A 17634-nucleotide genomic window follows, 5' to 3' on the forward strand; every position below is an offset into this window, starting at 1 on the left:
TCCGCCGGACCGCAATGCCACGCAGCAATTTATCACAAAAGAGGTATATCCATGTTTGATCTGATCGTCAGAAATGCCAATCTTCCCGATGGTCGTGAAAAGCAGGATATATTGGTTAAAGACGGCAAGATTGCCGATATATTACCATCCCATGAAGCCGCGGACGCCAAGGCAGCGCAAGAAATTGATGCTCAAGACCAGCTGGTGACCCCGCCATTTGTTGATCCGCATTTCCATATGGATGCCACTTTATCGCTCGGCCTGCCGCGCATGAATACCTCCGGCACCTTGCTGGAAGGCATTGCGCTATGGGGCGAATTGAAGCCGATGCTGACCCGCGAAGCCATGGTGGAACGTGCATTGCGCTATTGCGATCTGGCCGTCAGCCAAGGGCTTCTTGCCATCCGCAGCCATGTGGATGTGAGTGATCCGCGTTTATTAACCGCCGAAGCAATGATCGAAGTGCGCGAAAAAGTAGCGCCTTATATCGATCTGCAACTGGTCGCCTTCCCGCAGGATGGTTACTATCGCTCACCAGGTGCGGTTGATCTTGTTAATCGTTCGCTTGATATGGGTCTTGATGTTGTGGGCGGCATCCCGCATTTTGAACGCACCATGGCAGATGGCGCTGCATCGCTCGAAGCCCTTTGCCGCATTGCAGCGGAACGTGGCCTGCCGGTTGATATCCATTGTGATGAGAGTGATGATCCGATGTCGCGCCATGTGGAAACACTGGCTGCTGAAACCATGCGTTTTGGCTTGCAGGGACGCGTTTCCGGCTCGCATCTGACCTCAATGCATTCGATGGATAATTATTATGTATCGAAGCTCATTCCGCTGATGGCGGAAGCGCAGATGAATGCCATTCCGAACCCGCTGATCAACATCACACTGCAAGGCCGTGCCGACACCTATCCGAAGCGTCGCGGCATGACCCGTGTGCCTGAACTGATGGCCGCTGGCATCAATGTTTCTTTCGGCCATGATTGCGTGATGGATCCTTGGTATTCGATGGGTTCAGGCGATATGCTGGAAGTTGGCCATATGGCGCTGCATGTGGCGCAGATGACCTCCATCGAAGGCAAGAAACAAATCTTTGATGCTATCACTGTTAATTCGGCCAAGACTTTGGGCCTGAAAGATTACGGCCTTGCTAAAGGTTGCAATGCAGATTTCGTTGTCTTGCAAGCACGCGATACATTGGAAGCCCTGCGCCTTAAAGCCAACCGCCTGACCGTTGTTCGTCGCGGCAAAATTCTGGCAGAAACCGCTCCGCGTATTACCAATCTGAAGCTTGATGGCCGCCCTGCAACCGTCAATGCTGCTTCTTACGCACCGCGCAAGTCTTGACCAAACGATAAAAAGCTTGAAAGTCGCGCGATTTCAGGGATGATAGAGTGGTGGATTGCTGCAAAAGACGGCAACCATCACCTTGACACATTCTGGCTTCGTCCTGCACATCTGCACCAATTTTTATTCTGATCTCGAAGCGCGTTTTTGTGTCAAGCACAAACCAGAGGGGGTTTTTATGTCCAGTTTCCCGAAATTCAACCGTCGCAGTCTTTTGACATTAACAGCGGCTTTAGCTGCCAGCGTTTGTGTCTCACCTTTTGCAATGGCGCAAGAAAAGCTCAAAGTGGCCGGTCTCCACGCTTCACCCGTTGAAAATGCATGGAACTCACGCGTGCATGAAGCATTGCTTCAGGCCGATAAAGACGGCAAAATCGAATATATCTTTTCTGAGGGTATTTCGGCGAGTGATTACCCGCGCGCCATGCGCGAATATGCCGAACAAGGCATCAAGCTGATTGTCGGTGAATCCTATGCTGTTGAGCGTGAAGCACGCGAAGTGGCCGCTGATTACCCGCAGACAAACTTTGTCATGGGCTCTTCCGGCCAGCCGCAGGGCGAAAATTTCGGCGTTGTCGGCACATGGAATTTTGAAGGCGCTTATCTGGCCGGTATGCTGGCTGGTGAAATGAGCAAGTCGGGCATTTTCGGCTCCGTTGGCGCGGTGCCAATTCCTGAAATTAACATGCTCATCAATGCGTTTCAGGATGGCGTAAAAGAAACCCGCCCTGATGCAAAATTCCTCGTCACCTTCATGGGCACCTTCTTTGATCCGCCAAAGGCACGGGAAGCAGGTCTGGCACAGATTGATGGCGGCGCAGACATTCTGTTTGGCGAGCGCATCGGCACAGCAGATGCCGCCAAAGAGCGTGACATCAAAGCCATTGGTTCGCTCACAAGCTATACCGAGCGCTATCCTGACACTGTCTTTGCCAATTCCGTCTGGAATTATGGCCCGATCCTCGCAGCAGCCGTTGCTGACGTGCAGGCAGGCAAGCAGACCGGCAAGGACTACACGCCTTATTCGATGATGAAAGAAGGCGGCAATGATATTGAATATGTCAAAGGCGTAGCCCCTGTTTCGGCTGAAGAAAAGATGGAAGCGCGCCGCGCCGAAATCAAAGCCGGTACGTTTGAGCTCAAGCTCAATGCGGACGAGCCTAAGTAAGCAATAGCGCTTAGACTTCCATTAAAACTCTGCACGGCAACATCCGTGCAGAGCAGATTTTTCAGCACAATCCGGCCTTAACCCGCCGGTCTTGCAAAGCACGAGGCTGCACGCATGAACACACCTGTCCTGCAACTCGAAAACATCACCAAACGCTTCGGCACGCTGACCGCCAATGATAATGTGTCGCTGCACTTGGGCAAAGGTGAGGTTCTGGCATTTTTGGGTGAAAATGGTGCCGGTAAAACCACATTGATGAATATTCTCTTCGGCCATTATGTGCCGGATGAGGGACGTGTTTTCATCAAAGGTGAGGCGCTGCCGTTAGGGCGCACGCGTGCTGCCATCAATGCCGGTGTCGGCATGGTGCATCAGCATTTTACCCTCGCGCCCAATCTCACCGTTTTAGAAAACATCATGACCGGCACGCAAAGCCTGTTCCGGTTGCGCTCCGACACCACAACCGCGCGCGCCAAGATCAATTCGATCGCCACCCGTTTCGGCCTGATTGTTGATCCCGATGCACGCCTTGGCGATTTGTCAGTGGGTGAACAACAGCGCGTTGAGATTTTAAAAGCGCTTTATAATGATGCTGATATTCTCATTCTGGATGAGCCAACCGCGGTTTTAACCACTCAGGAAGCTGAAACGCTTTTTGCGACATTAAAAGAAATGGCGCGCCAAGGCCTGTCGCTGATTTTCATCTCGCATAAATTGCATGAGGTGATGTCAGCCGCTGATCGCATCGTTGTTCTGCGCGGCGGCAAGCTGGTGGCAGAGCGCAATGTGCAAGACACATCAAAGGCGGAACTGGCCGAACTGATGGTCGGGCGGCGTGTGGCACGCCCGGTGCGCGATGCTGCAACACCGAAGGAAGTGGTGCTTTCGGCCAAAGATTTGAGCGTTGTGGAAAATAAAATCACCCGCCTCGATCAGATCAATTTTGAGCTTCGTGCCGGTGAAACTCTAGGCATTATCGGCGTTTCTGGCAATGGACAAGCCACCCTTGGCCGCCTCGTCTCCGGCCTTGTCAAACCATCAGGCGGCGTCTTTTCAATGTTCGGCAATATCGTTGAAATCTACGATCCGCGCCGTTTTGTCTCCCTTGGCCTTGGCCGTATCCCTGAAGACCGCAATAGTGAAGGTGCGGTTGGCGATCTGACGATTTGGGAAAATGCCGTACTTGAGCGCCTGCATGAGCCGGAATTTTCCAAAGCCGGCCTCGTCAAAGCGCAAGAAGCACGCCGTTTCGCGCAAACCATTATTGATGGTTTTGATGTGCGCGGCGGCACACCCGACACCCGCATCCGCCTGCTTTCAGGCGGCAATATGCAAAAGCTGATTTTAGGCCGCAATCTGGAGCGCACACCGCGCATTCTGATCGCTGCACAGCCAACGCGCGGCCTTGATGAAGGCGCAGTTGCCGCCGTTCATGCCCGCATTCTGGATGCGCGCCGCGCTGGCGCCGGTGTGTTGCTGATTTCCGAAGATCTGGACGAAACCCTAAGCCTTGCCGACCGCGTACAGGCCATTGTCAAAGGCCGCCTCTCGCCTGCCCTTGATACCAATGAAGCAGACGCACAAAAACTGGGGCTGATGATGGCCGGAGAGTGGAGCGCGGCAGCTGAGGGCGGCACGAACTTAAAAACACATGAAGGGCTCAACTGATGCGCATCGAACGTCGTGAACAAAGGCCGATGCTGCTGGTTGCCACTGCACCGCTTCTGGCCGTTATTTCAGCTTTTATTCTGGCAGGCCTGCTGATTGCGGCCGCCGGTGCGCCGGTGCTGGAATCCTTCCGCCAGATCGCCATTGGCGCTTTCGGCAGTAAATTGTCGATCTCCGAAACACTGACCCGCACCACACCGCTGATTTTAACCGGCCTTGCGGCGGCTGTCGCTTTCCGCTCCAAATTGTGGAATATCGGCGCTGAAGGCCAGTTTTATATGGGTGCTCTGCTGGCGGTTGCTGTCGGCTCGCAATTGAGCCTGCCATCAGCAATTTTCATTCCGCTTTTGCTGATTGCCGGAGCCGTTGCCGGTATGGTCTGGCTGCTGGTGCCGTTAGGTTTGCGCCTGCGTTTCGGCGTTGATGAAGTGGTCACCACACTTCTTTTAAACTTCGTCGCCGTGCTGATTGTCTCGATGATGATTGAAGGACCGATGAAAGATCCGATGGCCTTTGGCTGGCCGCAATCAGAACCGGTGCCAAGCAATGCCATGCTGCCCCGCATCATGACTGGTATGCGCCTGCATGTCGGGCTTTTGATTGCCATCGCCTTGACTGTCATCATCGCTTATGTACAAAAGCGCACTGTCTTCGGACTTGAATCAAAAGCAGCTGGTCTTAATCCGGCAGCGGCCGTTTTTGCCGGTGTGCCTTTAGCTAAAACACTGATTAAAGTTGCCTGCATCTCCGGTGGTCTGGCAGGTCTTGCCGGTGCCATTCAGGTGATGGGCGTCAAAGGCTATGTTACCACCGATTTGTCACCCGGCTTTGGCTATTCCGGTATTATCGTCGCGATGCTTGCCAATCTTAATCCGATTGGCGCAATCTTTGCCGCCCTTTTTGCCGCCGCGATGTTTGTCGGTGCTGACGGCATGAGCCGCGCCATCGGCATTCCAAGCTTCATTGCCGATGTGACGGTTGCACTTTCACTGCTGACCATGCTGGTCGCCCTTTTCTTCACTCAGTACAGGATCACACGATGACGGAAATTTTCGACATCCTCGTTTCCGCCGGTCTATGGGCTTCTGTCCTGCGTATCGCCACACCCTTGATTTTCGGCACATTGGGCGCGCTTTTCTGCGAACGCTCCGGCGTGCTCAATCTCGGAATTGAAGGTATTATGACCTTTGGCGCGATGATTGGCTGGCTCGCCGTTTTCAATGGGGCCGACCTTTGGACAGGCGTGCTGGTAGCAGCCCTTTGCGGTGCCCTATTCGGCCTGCTTCACGCAGCACTCACTGTGCCTCTTGGTCTTTCCCAACATGTGGTTGGCCTTGGCATTACGCTTTTTGCCTCAAGCTTAAGCTATTTTCTGTTCCGCTTGCTGGTGCCGGTGTCTTCAAGCCCGCCATCGGTCACGCCGTTTCAGCCGCTGCAATTGCCTATCCTGAAAGACATTCCGTTTTTGGGTGAAGTTTTTGCCGTGCAAACAGCCCTCACCTATATTGCCATTCCACTGGCGCTGTTGCTGGCTTATGTGCTGTTCCATACGCCCTTAGGCCTTGCCATCCGCATGACCGGTGAAAACCCGCATGCAGCCGAGGCACAAGGTATCAACCCGATCCGTGTGCGTATTTTCTCGATCATGTTCGGCAGTGCGCTGATGGCTGTGGGCGGTGCATTTCTGACACTTTCCGCGTTCAACAGCTTTTTCCCGACCATGATGCAGGGACGAGGCTGGGTGTGCATCGCATTGGTGGTCTTTGCCTCATGGAAGCCCGTACGCGCGCTTGTCGGCGCTTTGCTGTTTGCGCTCTTTGATGCGTTTCAGCTGCGTTTGCAGACCGTCTATGGCAAGATGATCCCTTATCAGTTGTTTCTGATGATCCCTTACATCATGTCGATTGTAGCGCTTGTTGTGATGGCACGTCGTGCCCGTGTGCCGCAAGCCTTGATGCAGCCTTATCGCCGCGGCGAAAGATAAGTACAATCGATAAAAATTGAACAAACAAAAACGGCGCCCTTTTGAGGCGCCGTTTTTATAGTTATTCTTTTGATCAGTTACCGCCTGAGCGGCTCTTTTCAAAGCGCTTACGCTCGTTTGAATCGAGGTAGAGCTTACGCAGACGAATTGATTTTGGAGTAACTTCCACCAATTCATCATCCTGAATCCACGACAGAGCGCGTTCCAAAGTCATGCGGATCGGCGGTGTCAGCTTCACAGCTTCATCCTTACCGGATGCACGAACGTTGGTGAGCTTCTTGCCCTTCAATACGTTCACTTCCAGATCGTTGTCGCGGGAGTGAATACCGATCAGCATACCGGCATAAACTTTTGCACCTGCATCAATGATCATCGGGCCACGATCTTCAAGGTTGAAGAGTGCGTAAGCAACAGCTTCACCCTGATCGTTGGAGATCAGAACACCATTGCTGCGGCCTTCGATTTCGCCCTTATACGGCTGGTAATCATGGAACAGACGGTTCATGATTGCTGTACCGCGTGTATCGGTCAGAAGTTCTGACTGATAACCGATCAGGCCGCGGGTCGGCGCATGGAACACCAGACGAACGCGATCACCACCGGATGGACGCAGTTCAACCATTTCAGCTTTGCGTTCAGACATTTTCTGAACCACAACGCCTGAATGTTCTTCATCAACGTCGATCACAACTTCTTCAATAGGCTCAAGCTTTTCACCGTTTTCGCCTTCGCGCATCACAACGCGCGGACGGGAAACACCAAGCTCAAAACCTTCACGGCGCATGTTTTCGATGAGAACTGCGAGCTGCAATTCACCACGGCCGGACACAAAGAAGGAATCCTTTTCGCTGGATTCTTCGATGCTCAAAGCAACACTGCCTTCAGCTTCTTTCATCAAGCGGTCGCGGATCATACGGCTGGTAACTTTGTCACCTTCCGTACCAGCCAGCGGGCTGTCATTGACGATGAAGGACATGGTCACGGTTGGCGGATCAATCGGCTGAGCCTGCAAGGCTTCCGAAATGGACGGATCGCAGAATGTGTCTGCAACAGTACCTTTTGAAAGACCGGCAATCGCGACGATATCGCCTGCAAATGCTTCTTCAACCGGCTGACGTTCAATACCACGGAATGCCAGCACGCGGGAGGCGCGGCCGTTTTCCAGAACTGTACCGTCCTGCGCCAGAACTTTTACGCTCTGGTTTGGCTTGATCGAACCGGAAGCAATACGACCGGTGATGATACGACCCAAAAACGGATCAGCTTCCAGAATGGTACCGATCATGCGGAACGGACCTTCCTGAACCTTAGGCGCAGGAACGTGCTGCAGCACGAGGTCAAACAATGGTGCCAGACCCTGATCTTTAGGGCCTTCCGGATTTGCAGCCATCCAGCCGTTACGGCCTGAACCATAAAGGATCGGGAAGTCGAGCTGTTCGTCGGTTGCATCCAATGCTGCAAACAGATCGAAAACTTCGTCGACGACTTCTTCATGACGGCCATCAGGACGGTCAATTTTGTTGATCGCGACGATTGGCTTCAAACCAACTTTAAGCGCCTTACCAACGACGAATTTCGTCTGTGGCATCGGGCCTTCAGCGGAGTCGACAAGAACGATAACACCATCAACCATATTCAGGATACGCTCAACCTCACCACCGAAGTCGGCGTGGCCCGGTGTATCGACGATATTGATGCGTGTGTCTTTCCAAATAACCGAAGTTGCTTTGGCAAGAATGGTGATGCCGCGTTCGCGTTCGATATCGCCGGAGTCCATCATACGTTCAGCAACGCGTTGATTGTCGCGGAATGAGCCGCCTTGCTTCAGCAGCTCGTCCACCAACGTGGTTTTGCCATGATCGACGTGTGCGATAATAGCGATATTGCGCAATTCCATAGGAGATCACTTCTATTATGGGGTTTAGGGCGGCACTAAAGAGCACGGCCATGTAATGACGCGCTCTTTACATGTTTTTTTGCATTTTTAAAAGGGGCAGCGCAGATTAAAGCAATTTGCAGCAGCAGATACACAGGCAAGCTGCTTTAATCTTTTGTTTTTATGCATGTCTTTATACAATTTAAAGGTGACATGCATTTTACAATATTCTGCCCCAGTTGAGACTATAACAGGGTTCCTGACAGGATCGCGAGCGCGACACTGAAATAGATAACAAGCCCTGTTACGTCCACGAGAGTCGCCACAAAGGGCGCAGACGCACTGGCCGGATCAAAGCCCAGCCTTTGCATGATAAAGGGTAGCATCGAGCCGACAACAGAGCCGAATGTGACGATACAAACAAGCGCCAGTCCGACAGTCGCAGCAATCAGATACCAGTAAGTACCGTAATCATAGAAGCCGAGCATTTGCCAGCTGACGATACGGGTGACACCGATAAGACCTAAGAAACTGCCAAGAGCGATACCGGCAGGCAGTTCGCGCAAGGCCACACGCCACCAGTCACGAAGTTTCACATCCTGCAATGCAAGCGCACGAATGATCAGTGAGGTTGCCTGCGAACCTGAGTTACCGCCCGAGCTCATAATCAGCGGGATGAAGAGCGTCAGAACAATCGCTTTTTCCAGCTCAACTTCATAATGCTGCATCGCACTGGCGGTGAGCATTTCACTTAAGAACAGGACACCCAGCCAGCCAGCGCGCTTTTTCAGCATCTGGCCAAAGCCGATCTGCATGTAAGGCTTATCCAGCGCTTCCATACCACCGAACTTATAGGTGTCTTCACTCATTTCGTGGGTCATCGCGTCAAGCACGTCATCCACGGTCACAATGCCAATAACATGGCGCTGCTCGTCAACCACTGGCACAGCCAGCAAGTCGTGCTTACGGAAAAGCTGTGCCAGATCTTCACGGTCAGTCAGCGGCGAAATCGCCACCGGATCCTGATCGCGGCTGACAGTGATGATCAGTTCATCCGGCTGACACATAATCAGGCGGCGCAGTGTCACCACGCGCTGCAAGACTTTTGTGTTCGGATCAACCACATAGATAGCGTAAACTGTCTCGCGGGAGCGCTCAACCTGACGAATATAAGTCAGTGTCTGCGCAACCGTCCAATTGGCAGGCACTGCGATGAACTCAATCGTCATCAGACTACCGGCCGTGTTAGGCGCATAGCCCATCAATTTCTTCAGCGCGACCTTGGTTTCAAGAGCGAGCAGAGGAAATAAATGGTTACGTTCCGGTTCATCCAAGGCCTGAAAAACGTCTGTCGCGCGGTCAGCGGACATCGCATCAAGCAAGAGAGAAGCCACTGCCGGCGGCAGCATGGCAATAATTGGTGCCGCTTCGTTTAATTCCGGCTGATCAAGCAGGCGCACGGCATGATCCTGCGAGAGTTGCGATACAACTTGCACAGCATCATCTAATCCAAGTTCATTGACCACTTCCACTGCATCAGCAGTGCGCATGGTTTCGATTTTTTGAACAATTACAGCGGCCGGCAAATCAGCCAAGTTCAATACTTCCGGTGTAAAATCGGTCATAGGTTTGCCTTTCTGTCGATCCGCCGCCAATGGCAGATCGTGCAAACCGACCAAAAACGATCAGATCACGATGCCGTTGACGGCTGGCACAATCGACTGTGACTGTCGCTGGGCATAAGAGCATAGACTCCGGTTGGTTGATGCAGGCAATGCGAAATAAAATTACCTACGCCGCGCTGTGTGGGCTTTGTCGCATTTAATGTCAAGACATCAATGTTTCAAGCCGCAACATCTAAGCTTTAGTGAGGCTTTTTTGCACTTATGACAGTTTAGCGCAAAATAACGGGCGGTAAGGGCGGTAATCTGCGCCATAAAATATAGCTGCCCATTGCCAGCACACCGAATGACGGGATCAGCAATGCCATTGCAAAAAGCGGATCGCTTAAAGTGGCAGCAACTGAACCGCCAACCAGACCACCACTCATCTGAAAAAAGCCCATCAAGGCCGATGCAGAACCGGCCATTTGCGGAAAAGGCGCCATTCCGGCGGAGGTCATTTGCGGCATAACAAAGGCAATCCCGAAAGCATAGCAAGCCATCGGCAGCATCACCCGCAGATAGGTCGGCTCAAACAGGCTGAGCATGGTGATAATCATCGCACTTGCAGCCAGAATAATCACATAGCCGGCCGTCGCCAGTTCACGCGCACCAAAGCGCCCCATCAGCACCCGAAACAGTAACCCGCCGCTCAGATAAAAACTGGTCTGCAATAAAAGACCAAGGCCGAACTCTGTCGGGCTCAAGCCGATTTTCTGCATCAGCACAAAAGGCAAAATGGTTGCGGCTGTATAAAGCGCACCGGTGGCTCCAGCCACCGCCAAAGTCGGATACATGAAATGGCGGCTGCGCAACAAGCGTCCGTAAGCAGATAAAAGCGGCTTGATATGAAGACGTGTGCGATCCGGCGTTCCGGTTTCGCGAATGACAAAAACAGCTGTCAGCACCACGGCAAGTCCGAGCAGAACCATAATGACAAAAATAGCGTGCCAGCCGAAATAATGCATGGTCAGGCCACCAAGGGTTGGCGACACGGCAGGCCCCACTGCAATGACAATACCGATGAGATTCATCACCCGCGCCGATGCTTCATTGGTGAAAAGATCACGCACCATGGCACGCGAAACAGTAACCCCAACAGCTGCGCCAACGCCTTGGAAAAAGCGCGCGACCAGCAGTGTTTCAATATTACTGGATAATAAAGCGGCAACACTGGCAATCAGATAAACCAGCATATAGCCGATGGTGACGGGTCTGCGGCCCCAACCATCTGCCATTGGCCCGCACACCAATTGTGCCAGACAAAAACCGCCAAAGAAGGTGGATAATGTCAGTTTGACCATCGCTTCAGTGGTGCCGAAAGCCTGCACAATCTCCGGCATTGCGGGCGTATAAAGCCCCATTGAAACCGCACCGATAGCAGCGATAAAACCACCAACCACGCCGACCAGACGCTCACTCATGACAGGTGCAGCATTTTCGGTTTCATCCGGAATAATTTTATGTTCCGCAGCGTCTTGCTTTTCGACTGCCTGCCTAGTGTCCGCCAAAGCCTTATCCATCTTCATGCCCTGTCTGCTGCCTGCTGTTTCAGCCACGCAACCGTTGGGTTAGGTTTTCACGGATGATCTGCAATTGACCAATGAGTTTGTCCCACTCACGCTGACCAATCATCGATGTCACCAATTCACGGGCGCTGTGCGAAATATCATCGACCACATCAAGCACATGCCCTGCGGCATCGGTGAGCGCTACAAGTTTGGCGCGCCGGTCAACGGGATCAGCCTCACGGATCACCAATCCGGCCTTCTCCAAACGATCAAGATAGCTTGAAACTGTCATTGCTTCGATGCCCATATGCTCGGCCAAAACAGTTTGGCGCACAGGTGCATGGCGGGCAGTGTGCATCAGTGTGCGCGCTTCCGCTGCCGTCAAATCCAACCCAGCATCGGCAATACGTCTGTCGATTTCAGCGCGGTAAAGACGGGCAATATCATTGATCAAAAAGCCGAAGGCATTCGGATTATAGCGTTGGGTCGGCATTCATAGAGCCTCCATATAGTAAGGCTCACTTATTATTTTCTTACATTTCCGTCAAGCGTCACCTTGTGAGGCTGCCGATAAAGGCTTAAGTCAGATGAAAACAATCAGCATCGGAGCGAGCCGTTCATGTCAGACTCTAAAGCCACCACTTCTTCGTCAAACAATCCGGGCAATAAGACCGCACAAAACGCCCTCACCCATTGGGATGGCGCGTTGGGTCTGCCGGATTTCAATGCATTTACCGATGATGATTTCGGTCAGGCTTTTGAAGCTGCCTTTGCCCAGGATTTACATGAAGTTGAAGCCCTTGTTGCGAATGAGGCAGAGCCGACAATCGATAATGTCCTGAAAGCCTTGCAGCTTTCCGGCAAAGCATTGGAACGCGTTTCTTCTATCTTCTGGATGCGCGCCGGTGCGCATAGCAATGATACTATTCAGGCGCTGGAACGTGATGTCGCGCCAAAAATGTCGCGTCACTATTCCCGCATCATGATGGATCCGCTATTATTTGCCAAAGTGGATGCACTTTATGAAAAGCGTGACACACTCAATCTCGATGCTGAAACTTTACGCGTTTTGGAAAAAATCTGGAAAGGTTTTGTGCGTTCCGGTGCCAAACTCGACAAGTCCGGCAAAGCGGAACTGGCAGGCATCAATGAAGAACTGGCAAGCCTTGGTGCTTCCTTCAGCCAGCATGTTTTGAAAGATGAATCGCAATGGGCGCTTTATCTCGACAGCGAAAATGATCTCGCCGGTCTGCCGGATTTCTTGCGCAATGCCATGCGCAATGCCGCGGAAGAACGTGGCCGCGCAGACGCGTGGGCAGTGACACTGTCGCGTTCCATCATCGAGCCATTTCTGACCTTCTCGCAAAACCGTAATTTGCGTGAACAGGCTTTTACCGCCTGGGCGCATCGCGGCCAGAATAACGACGCCAATGACAATCAGGCAATCGTTGCTCAAATGCTGAAATTGCGTGAGCGCAAAGCCAAACTGCTCGGCTATGATAATTTTGCTGCCTTCAAGCTTGATGACACAATGGCAAAATCACCAGATGCGGTGATGAATTTGCTGGAGCCGGTCTGGGAAAAAGCTCGCGCCAAAGCAGCGGAAGAAGAAGCTGAACTGACCGATCTCATTATCAAACAAGGCGGTAATCATAAAGTTGCACCTTGGGATTGGCGTTTTTACGCAGAACAAGTGCGTGCTGAAAAATTCGCCTTCGATGAAGCAGAGCTTAAACCTTATCTGCAACTGGACAAGATCATCCAAGCTTCATTTGATGTAGCCACACGTCTTTTCGGCATTCGTTTCGAAGAGAAAAAGGGCATTAAAACATGGCATCCTGATGTGCGTGTCTTTGAAGTCTTCAATGCCGATGGCAGCCGCCGCGGCCTGTTTTTAGCTGATTATTTTGCCCGTACATCAAAGCGTTCCGGCGCATGGATGAGCGCTCTGCAATCTGCGCACAAGCTTGATGGCGGCCAGCAGCCAATCATCTATAATGTGATGAACTTTGCCAAACCGGCTGAAAGTGAACCGGCCTTGCTGTCACTTGATGATGCGCGCACGCTTTTCCACGAATTCGGCCATGCTCTGCACGGGCTTTTAACCGATGTGACTTGGCCAGCCGTTGCCGGAACCTCGGTGTCGCGCGATTTTGTCGAATTACCATCACAGCTTTACGAACATTGGCTGACTGTGCCGGAAATTTTAGAAAAATATGCCGTGCATTATCGCACCGGTGAAGCGCTGCCAAAGGCGCTTCTCGACAAGGTGCTGGCAGCGCAAACCTTCAATGCGGGTTTCCAAACGGTAGAATTTACCGCTTCTGCACTGGTTGATATGGCCTTCCATACCAGCCCGACGAAAATTGACGACCCGATTGAATTTGAGAAACAAACACTGGCAAAGCTTTCCATGCCGGATGCCATCATCATGCGTCACCGCACCCCGCATTTCACCCATGTGTTTTCAGGCGATGGTTATTCGGCAGGCTATTATTCCTATATGTGGTCGGAAGTGCTTGATGCCGACGCTTTTGCAGCTTTTGAAGAAAGCGGCGATCCGTTTAATCCGGAGCTGGCAGCCAATTTGAAGAAATATATTTACGCCGCTGGCGGCAGTGCTGATCCGGAAGAATTGTATAAAAAATTCCGCGGTAAAATGCCAAGCCCTGAGGCGATGATCGCCAATCGCGGTTTGAATAAATAACAATAAAAAGGCCGGTCAGTGACCGGCCTTTTTTTTAACAATCAATATTCGCCAAGTTTGATGTCTGGCGTATATTCAACGCCTTCCACTTCCTTGGTTACCGGCTGGCCGCAATGCAGAACGCCGGTTGCAGCATTGAATGTGTAGGCTGGCGAACCGGCAAGTTCCCAGCCCTTGTTCAAGGCTGCTGTCACGCGATGACAAAATGCTGAATCATCCGGACCCGTGATAAAACGATAAAGCTTCATAATATTTCTCCTTCACAAACCGCCATAAAGCGCAAATCTTATGCCGAGCTTAAGCAGTTACACCAGTTTTAAATAAAGATATCAAATCTTTGCCAAAACACGTTCCGCCATATGCAAATGCAAACGCTCGATCATCTGACCATTTAAAGACACCACGCCTTTACTCATATTTTCTGGCTGCGTGAAGAGCTCCACCACTGCTTTTGCGTGCGCAACCTCATCTTCACTTGGAGAAAAACCACGATTGGCACCGGCAATTTGATTTGGATGAATTAAGGTTTTACCGTCAAAGCCCATCGAGGCGCCCTGCACGCATTCTGCTTCAAAGCCTTGAACATTTTTAAAATCATTATAGACGCCGTCCATCACTTCCAAACCACCGGCTTTGGCTGCCAGAATAATCTGCATCAGCCAAGGCACCAGATAAGGACGGCCAGGCAATGTGCGGATACCGCTTTCACGGGCAATATCATTGGGGCCCACCACAAAAGCACTCAAACGTGCCGATGAACGGCTGCCCAATTGTGCAATTTCATCCGCATTGAGAATACCGCGCGGGGTTTCAATCATCGCCCAGATGCGGCAGTTTTCCGGCGCGTCCGCCCTGTCAAGTTTACGCGCCACATCAATCACATCTTGCGGGCGCTCAAGCTTTGGCACCAGCACGGCATCAATGCCTGCCTCTGCCGCCATTTTCACATCATCATCGCCAAAGGCACTGTCCAATGTATTGATGCGCACAATCCGCTCAAAAGGCACATGCTGGTGAGCGCTCAAATGCGCAGCCAGCGCTTCACGCGATGCAGCTTTCACTTCATCAGCGACAGAATCCTCCAGATCATAGATGATTGCATCGGCACCAAGCTCAAGCGACTTTTCCAGCGCGCGCGCATTGGCAGCCGGAACAAACAAAACCGAACGACGCGGCCGTGTCACGTTTTTCATGGACATCTTTGCGCCCCCCTCTTCAATCCCAGTAAAATGCGATTTTTAACTGCGTCAGATTGCACATCATCAGCACGCATAAGTTGACTCTGTGAATAGCTGGTGTAAACCCTCTTTCAACAATGAAATTACCAACCGACAGGTTATGGCCATGGATAAATTTACCAAGCTCACCGGCGTCGCAGCTCCACTGCCGATCATCAACATCGACACGGACATGATTATTCCGAAGGATTACCTGAAGACAATCAAGCGCACAGGTCTGAGCAAAGGTCTTTTTGCTGAAATGCGCTTCAATGAAGACGGCAGTGAAAATCCTGATTTCGTTCTCAATAAAGCCGGTTACCGCAATGCCCAGATTTTGGTTGCAGGCGATAATTTCGGCTGCGGCTCCTCGCGTGAACATGCGCCTTGGGCTCTGCTTGATTTCGGCATCAAATGCGTCATTTCCACCTCTTTTGCAGATATTTTCTACAATAACTGCTTCAAAAACGGTATTTTGCCAATCAAAGTGACACCAGAACAGCTCGAAATGCTGATGGATGACGCTGAGCGCGGCTCCAATGCTACGCTGACCATCGATCTGGAAGAGAAGACCATTTCAGGCCCTGACGGCGGCACAATTCACTTCGAACTGGATGATTTTAAACGTCATTGCCTGCTCAATGGTCTGGACGATATCGGCCTGACCATGGAAAAAGCAACAAGCATTGATACGTTTGAAGTCAAGAATGCAGAGCTGCGTCCGTGGGCCTAAAAAAATGCTGCGGGGCTGGCTGACGCTATGCCCCGATCTGATCAAACTGGAATATGGGCGTCGCGACTGGCGCCCAATTTAACCGAAATCGAATCACTGACACATCAGGCTTATGCACATCTGCCGCAGGAGTTCCGCGAGCTGTGCCCCGACATGACCCTTCATGTCGCTGATTTTCCCGACGATTCCATCATTGAAGATTTAGGTCTCGATACGCCTTTTGACCTGCTCGGCCTTTTTGAAGGTGCAGGTTTGGGCGAACGCTTTAGCTTGCAAACAGACAATCAGCGCCCCAATCGTATGACCCTGTTTCGCCGTGCCATTCTTGATTATTGGTGTGAGCACGAAGAAACATTGCATGAGATTATCACCCATGTGCTTATTCATGAAATTGGCCACCATTTTGGCCTTGATGATGATGCCATGCTGTCGCTGGAAGACGCACATTAATAAGCGTTTCATACAATTAAAAAATGCCGCCTGATAATCATCAGGCGGCATTTTAATAAGGGTAGCAATAAGCTTAAAATTTAAGCCTGCTGCGCCTTTGGCGTGATCAGATCACGGGCGATCAGCAGTTCTGCAATCTGCACAGTGTTGAGCGCTGCACCTTTACGTAAGTTATCCGCAACAACCCACAAGGACAGGCCGTTTTCAATCGTGATATCTTCACGGATACGGCTGACAAAAGTGGCATCTTCACCGGCTGCTTCATAAGGGGTGATGTAACCGCCCGCTTCACGCTTGTCGATCACCTGAACACCTGGCGCATTGCGCAGGATTTCAGTGGCCTGTTCAGCGGAAAGTTCGTTTTCAAATTCAATGTTTACGGCTTCCGAGTGACCGATGAAAACCGGAACGCGCACAGCAGTTGCAGTGAGCTTGATCTTCGGATCAATCATCTTCTTGGTTTCAGCCGTGACCTTCCACTCTTCCTTCGTGTAGCCGTCTTCCATAAATTCGTCGATATGCGGAATAACGTTGAAGGCAATACGCTTGGTGAAGGTTTTGTTGGTGACAGGATCGGCCACAAAAACAGCGCGGGACTGGGTGAACAGCTCATCCATGCCCTCTTTACCAGCACCCGATACGGACTGATAAGTGGCAACAACAACGCGCTTGATTTTAGCTGCGTCATGAAGCGGCTTCAAAACCAGTACGAGCTGAGCTGTCGAGCAGTTCGGATTGGCAATGATATTGCGCTTTCTGAAGTCGTCAACCGCATCAGGGTTCACTTCCGGCACGATAAGCGGCACATTGCTGTCATAACGGAATGCAGAGGAATTATCGATGACAACGCAGCCCTGCGCGCCGATCTTTGGTGACCATTCCTTGGAAACATTGCCGCCAGCTGACATCAGGCAGATATCGGTGTCGGAGAAATCATAATCATCCAGCGCTTTGGCCTTGAGGGTGCGATCGCCATAAGCAACTTCTGTACCCACACTGCGACGCGATGCAAGTGCAACCACTTCATCTGCCGGAAAGCCGCGTTCTTCAAGAATGTTGAGCATTTCGCGCCCGACATTGCCTGTAGCGCCAACAACTGCAACTTTAAATCCCATTATTATCTCCTGTCCCTCTCCGCTTCCAGAACCAGATTTTCCACACTTCACGCGGAAACCTCTGCCCCCGGACCAGACCCGGGAGAGGGCGAGCAGGCCAAGGGAAATCAGACCGTTTTAATGGTCGTTTTCAACACGGTAGCCATAGGTTTTATAGAGGTAGAAGACATGCAAACATCTCCGGTGAAATCACC

General features: G+C 51.7%; 15 protein-coding genes. 8 read left to right on the top strand and 7 right to left on the bottom strand.

Annotation, left to right across the window (positions count from 1 at the left end; genetic code table 11):
• Positions 1-51 precede the first annotated feature (51 nt).
• The 5 genes from FHS77_RS05310 (at position 52) to FHS77_RS05330 (ending at position 6170) form a co-directional block, all read left to right on the top strand.
• Complete coding sequence (locus FHS77_RS05310) at positions 52-1350, top strand: amidohydrolase family protein (protein WP_184221041.1); 1299 nt, start codon at positions 52-54, stop codon at positions 1348-1350.
• A gap of 178 nt (positions 1351-1528) precedes the next feature.
• A complete protein-coding gene (locus FHS77_RS05315; protein WP_184221043.1) occupies positions 1529-2518 on the top strand; it encodes a BMP family protein in 990 nt (329 codons plus the stop codon).
• 114 nt (positions 2519-2632) lie between these two features.
• Positions 2633-4186: an ABC transporter ATP-binding protein gene (locus FHS77_RS05320; RefSeq protein ID WP_184221045.1), complete on the top strand. Its 1554-nt coding sequence runs from the start codon at positions 2633-2635 to the stop codon at positions 4184-4186.
• Complete coding sequence (locus FHS77_RS05325) at positions 4186-5229, top strand: ABC transporter permease (RefSeq protein WP_184221047.1); 1044 nt, start codon at positions 4186-4188, stop codon at positions 5227-5229. The genes FHS77_RS05320 and FHS77_RS05325 overlap by 1 nt, the downstream gene beginning before the upstream one ends.
• Positions 5226-6170, top strand: a complete 945-nt coding sequence (locus FHS77_RS05330) for an ABC transporter permease (protein ID WP_184221049.1) — start codon at positions 5226-5228, stop codon at positions 6168-6170. The genes FHS77_RS05325 and FHS77_RS05330 overlap by 4 nt, the downstream gene beginning before the upstream one ends.
• A 73-nt stretch (positions 6171-6243) precedes the next feature.
• Here the strand turns inward: FHS77_RS05330 and typA are convergent, their stop codons facing one another.
• The 4 genes from typA to FHS77_RS05350 form a co-directional block, all read right to left on the bottom strand.
• Positions 6244-8067 (bottom strand): translational GTPase TypA, encoded by a 1824-nt coding sequence (typA, locus tag FHS77_RS05335; RefSeq protein ID WP_184221051.1) that lies wholly within the window; start codon positions 8065-8067, stop codon positions 6244-6246.
• A gap of 224 nt (positions 8068-8291) precedes the next feature.
• Positions 8292-9671, bottom strand: coding sequence for a magnesium transporter (gene mgtE / locus FHS77_RS05340; RefSeq protein ID WP_184221053.1), 1380 nt, complete (start codon positions 9669-9671; stop codon positions 8292-8294).
• Positions 9672-9940: 269 nt separating this feature from the next.
• Positions 9941-11131 carry a multidrug effflux MFS transporter gene (locus FHS77_RS05345; RefSeq protein ID WP_184221267.1) on the bottom strand — a complete coding sequence of 397 codons (1191 nt, stop codon included), beginning with the start codon at positions 11129-11131 and terminating at the stop codon, positions 9941-9943.
• A 127-nt stretch (positions 11132-11258) separates the two neighbouring features.
• Positions 11259-11711 (bottom strand): MarR family winged helix-turn-helix transcriptional regulator, encoded by a 453-nt coding sequence (locus FHS77_RS05350; RefSeq protein ID WP_184221055.1) that lies wholly within the window; start codon positions 11709-11711, stop codon positions 11259-11261.
• 126 nt (positions 11712-11837) lie between these two features.
• Here FHS77_RS05350 and FHS77_RS05355 point away from each other — a divergent pair, with 126 nt between their 5' ends.
• Positions 11838-13925 carry a M3 family metallopeptidase gene (locus FHS77_RS05355; protein WP_184221063.1) on the top strand — a complete coding sequence of 696 codons (2088 nt, stop codon included), beginning with the start codon at positions 11838-11840 and terminating at the stop codon, positions 13923-13925.
• Between the two features lie 41 nt (positions 13926-13966).
• Here FHS77_RS05355 and FHS77_RS05360 read toward each other — a convergent pair whose 3' ends face one another.
• Together FHS77_RS05360 and FHS77_RS05365 are read right to left on the bottom strand one after the other, a co-directional pair.
• Positions 13967-14173, bottom strand: a complete 207-nt coding sequence (locus tag FHS77_RS05360) for a DUF1737 domain-containing protein (protein ID WP_184221065.1) — start codon at positions 14171-14173, stop codon at positions 13967-13969.
• An 81-nt stretch (positions 14174-14254) separates the two neighbouring features.
• Complete coding sequence (locus tag FHS77_RS05365) at positions 14255-15124, bottom strand: HpcH/HpaI aldolase/citrate lyase family protein (protein WP_374786206.1); 870 nt, start codon at positions 15122-15124, stop codon at positions 14255-14257.
• 145 nt (positions 15125-15269) lie between these two features.
• Here FHS77_RS05365 and leuD point away from each other — a divergent pair, with 145 nt between their 5' ends.
• Positions 15270-15875 (top strand): 3-isopropylmalate dehydratase small subunit, encoded by a 606-nt coding sequence (gene leuD / locus FHS77_RS05370; RefSeq protein WP_184221067.1) that lies wholly within the window; start codon positions 15270-15272, stop codon positions 15873-15875.
• Positions 15876-15902: 27 nt separating this feature from the next.
• Positions 15903-16325, top strand: coding sequence for a metallopeptidase family protein (locus FHS77_RS05375; protein ID WP_184221069.1), 423 nt, complete (start codon positions 15903-15905; stop codon positions 16323-16325).
• Positions 16326-16405: 80 nt separating this feature from the next.
• Here FHS77_RS05375 and FHS77_RS05380 read toward each other — a convergent pair whose 3' ends face one another.
• A complete protein-coding gene (locus FHS77_RS05380; protein WP_184221071.1) occupies positions 16406-17440 on the bottom strand; it encodes an aspartate-semialdehyde dehydrogenase in 1035 nt (344 codons plus the stop codon).
• Between the last annotated feature and the right edge of the window lie 194 nt (positions 17441-17634).

Source organism: Paenochrobactrum gallinarii (genome assembly GCF_014205685.1).
GTDB classification, from domain to species: Bacteria; Pseudomonadota; Alphaproteobacteria; order Rhizobiales; family Rhizobiaceae; genus Paenochrobactrum; species Paenochrobactrum gallinarii.

Coding starts and splice junctions, on each gene's coding strand:
- FHS77_RS05310 (WP_184221041.1), top strand. CDS start 52: ATGTTTGATCTGATCGTCAGAAATGCCAATCTTCCCGATGGTCGTGAA.
- FHS77_RS05315 (WP_184221043.1), top strand. CDS start 1,529: ATGTCCAGTTTCCCGAAATTCAACCGTCGCAGTCTTTTGACATTAACA.
- FHS77_RS05320 (WP_184221045.1), top strand. CDS start 2,633: ATGAACACACCTGTCCTGCAACTCGAAAACATCACCAAACGCTTCGGC.
- FHS77_RS05325 (WP_184221047.1), top strand. CDS start 4,186: ATGCGCATCGAACGTCGTGAACAAAGGCCGATGCTGCTGGTTGCCACT.
- FHS77_RS05330 (WP_184221049.1), top strand. CDS start 5,226: ATGACGGAAATTTTCGACATCCTCGTTTCCGCCGGTCTATGGGCTTCT.
- typA (WP_184221051.1), bottom strand. CDS start 8,067: ATGGAATTGCGCAATATCGCTATTATCGCACACGTCGATCATGGCAAA.
- mgtE (WP_184221053.1), bottom strand. CDS start 9,671: ATGACCGATTTTACACCGGAAGTATTGAACTTGGCTGATTTGCCGGCC.
- FHS77_RS05345 (WP_184221267.1), bottom strand. CDS start 11,131: ATGAGTGAGCGTCTGGTCGGCGTGGTTGGTGGTTTTATCGCTGCTATC.
- FHS77_RS05350 (WP_184221055.1), bottom strand. CDS start 11,711: ATGCCGACCCAACGCTATAATCCGAATGCCTTCGGCTTTTTGATCAAT.
- FHS77_RS05355 (WP_184221063.1), top strand. CDS start 11,838: ATGTCAGACTCTAAAGCCACCACTTCTTCGTCAAACAATCCGGGCAAT.
- FHS77_RS05360 (WP_184221065.1), bottom strand. CDS start 14,173: ATGAAGCTTTATCGTTTTATCACGGGTCCGGATGATTCAGCATTTTGT.
- FHS77_RS05365 (WP_374786206.1), bottom strand. CDS start 15,124: ATGTCCATGAAAAACGTGACACGGCCGCGTCGTTCGGTTTTGTTTGTT.
- leuD (WP_184221067.1), top strand. CDS start 15,270: ATGGATAAATTTACCAAGCTCACCGGCGTCGCAGCTCCACTGCCGATC.
- FHS77_RS05375 (WP_184221069.1), top strand. CDS start 15,903: ATGCCCCGATCTGATCAAACTGGAATATGGGCGTCGCGACTGGCGCCC.
- FHS77_RS05380 (WP_184221071.1), bottom strand. CDS start 17,440: ATGGGATTTAAAGTTGCAGTTGTTGGCGCTACAGGCAATGTCGGGCGC.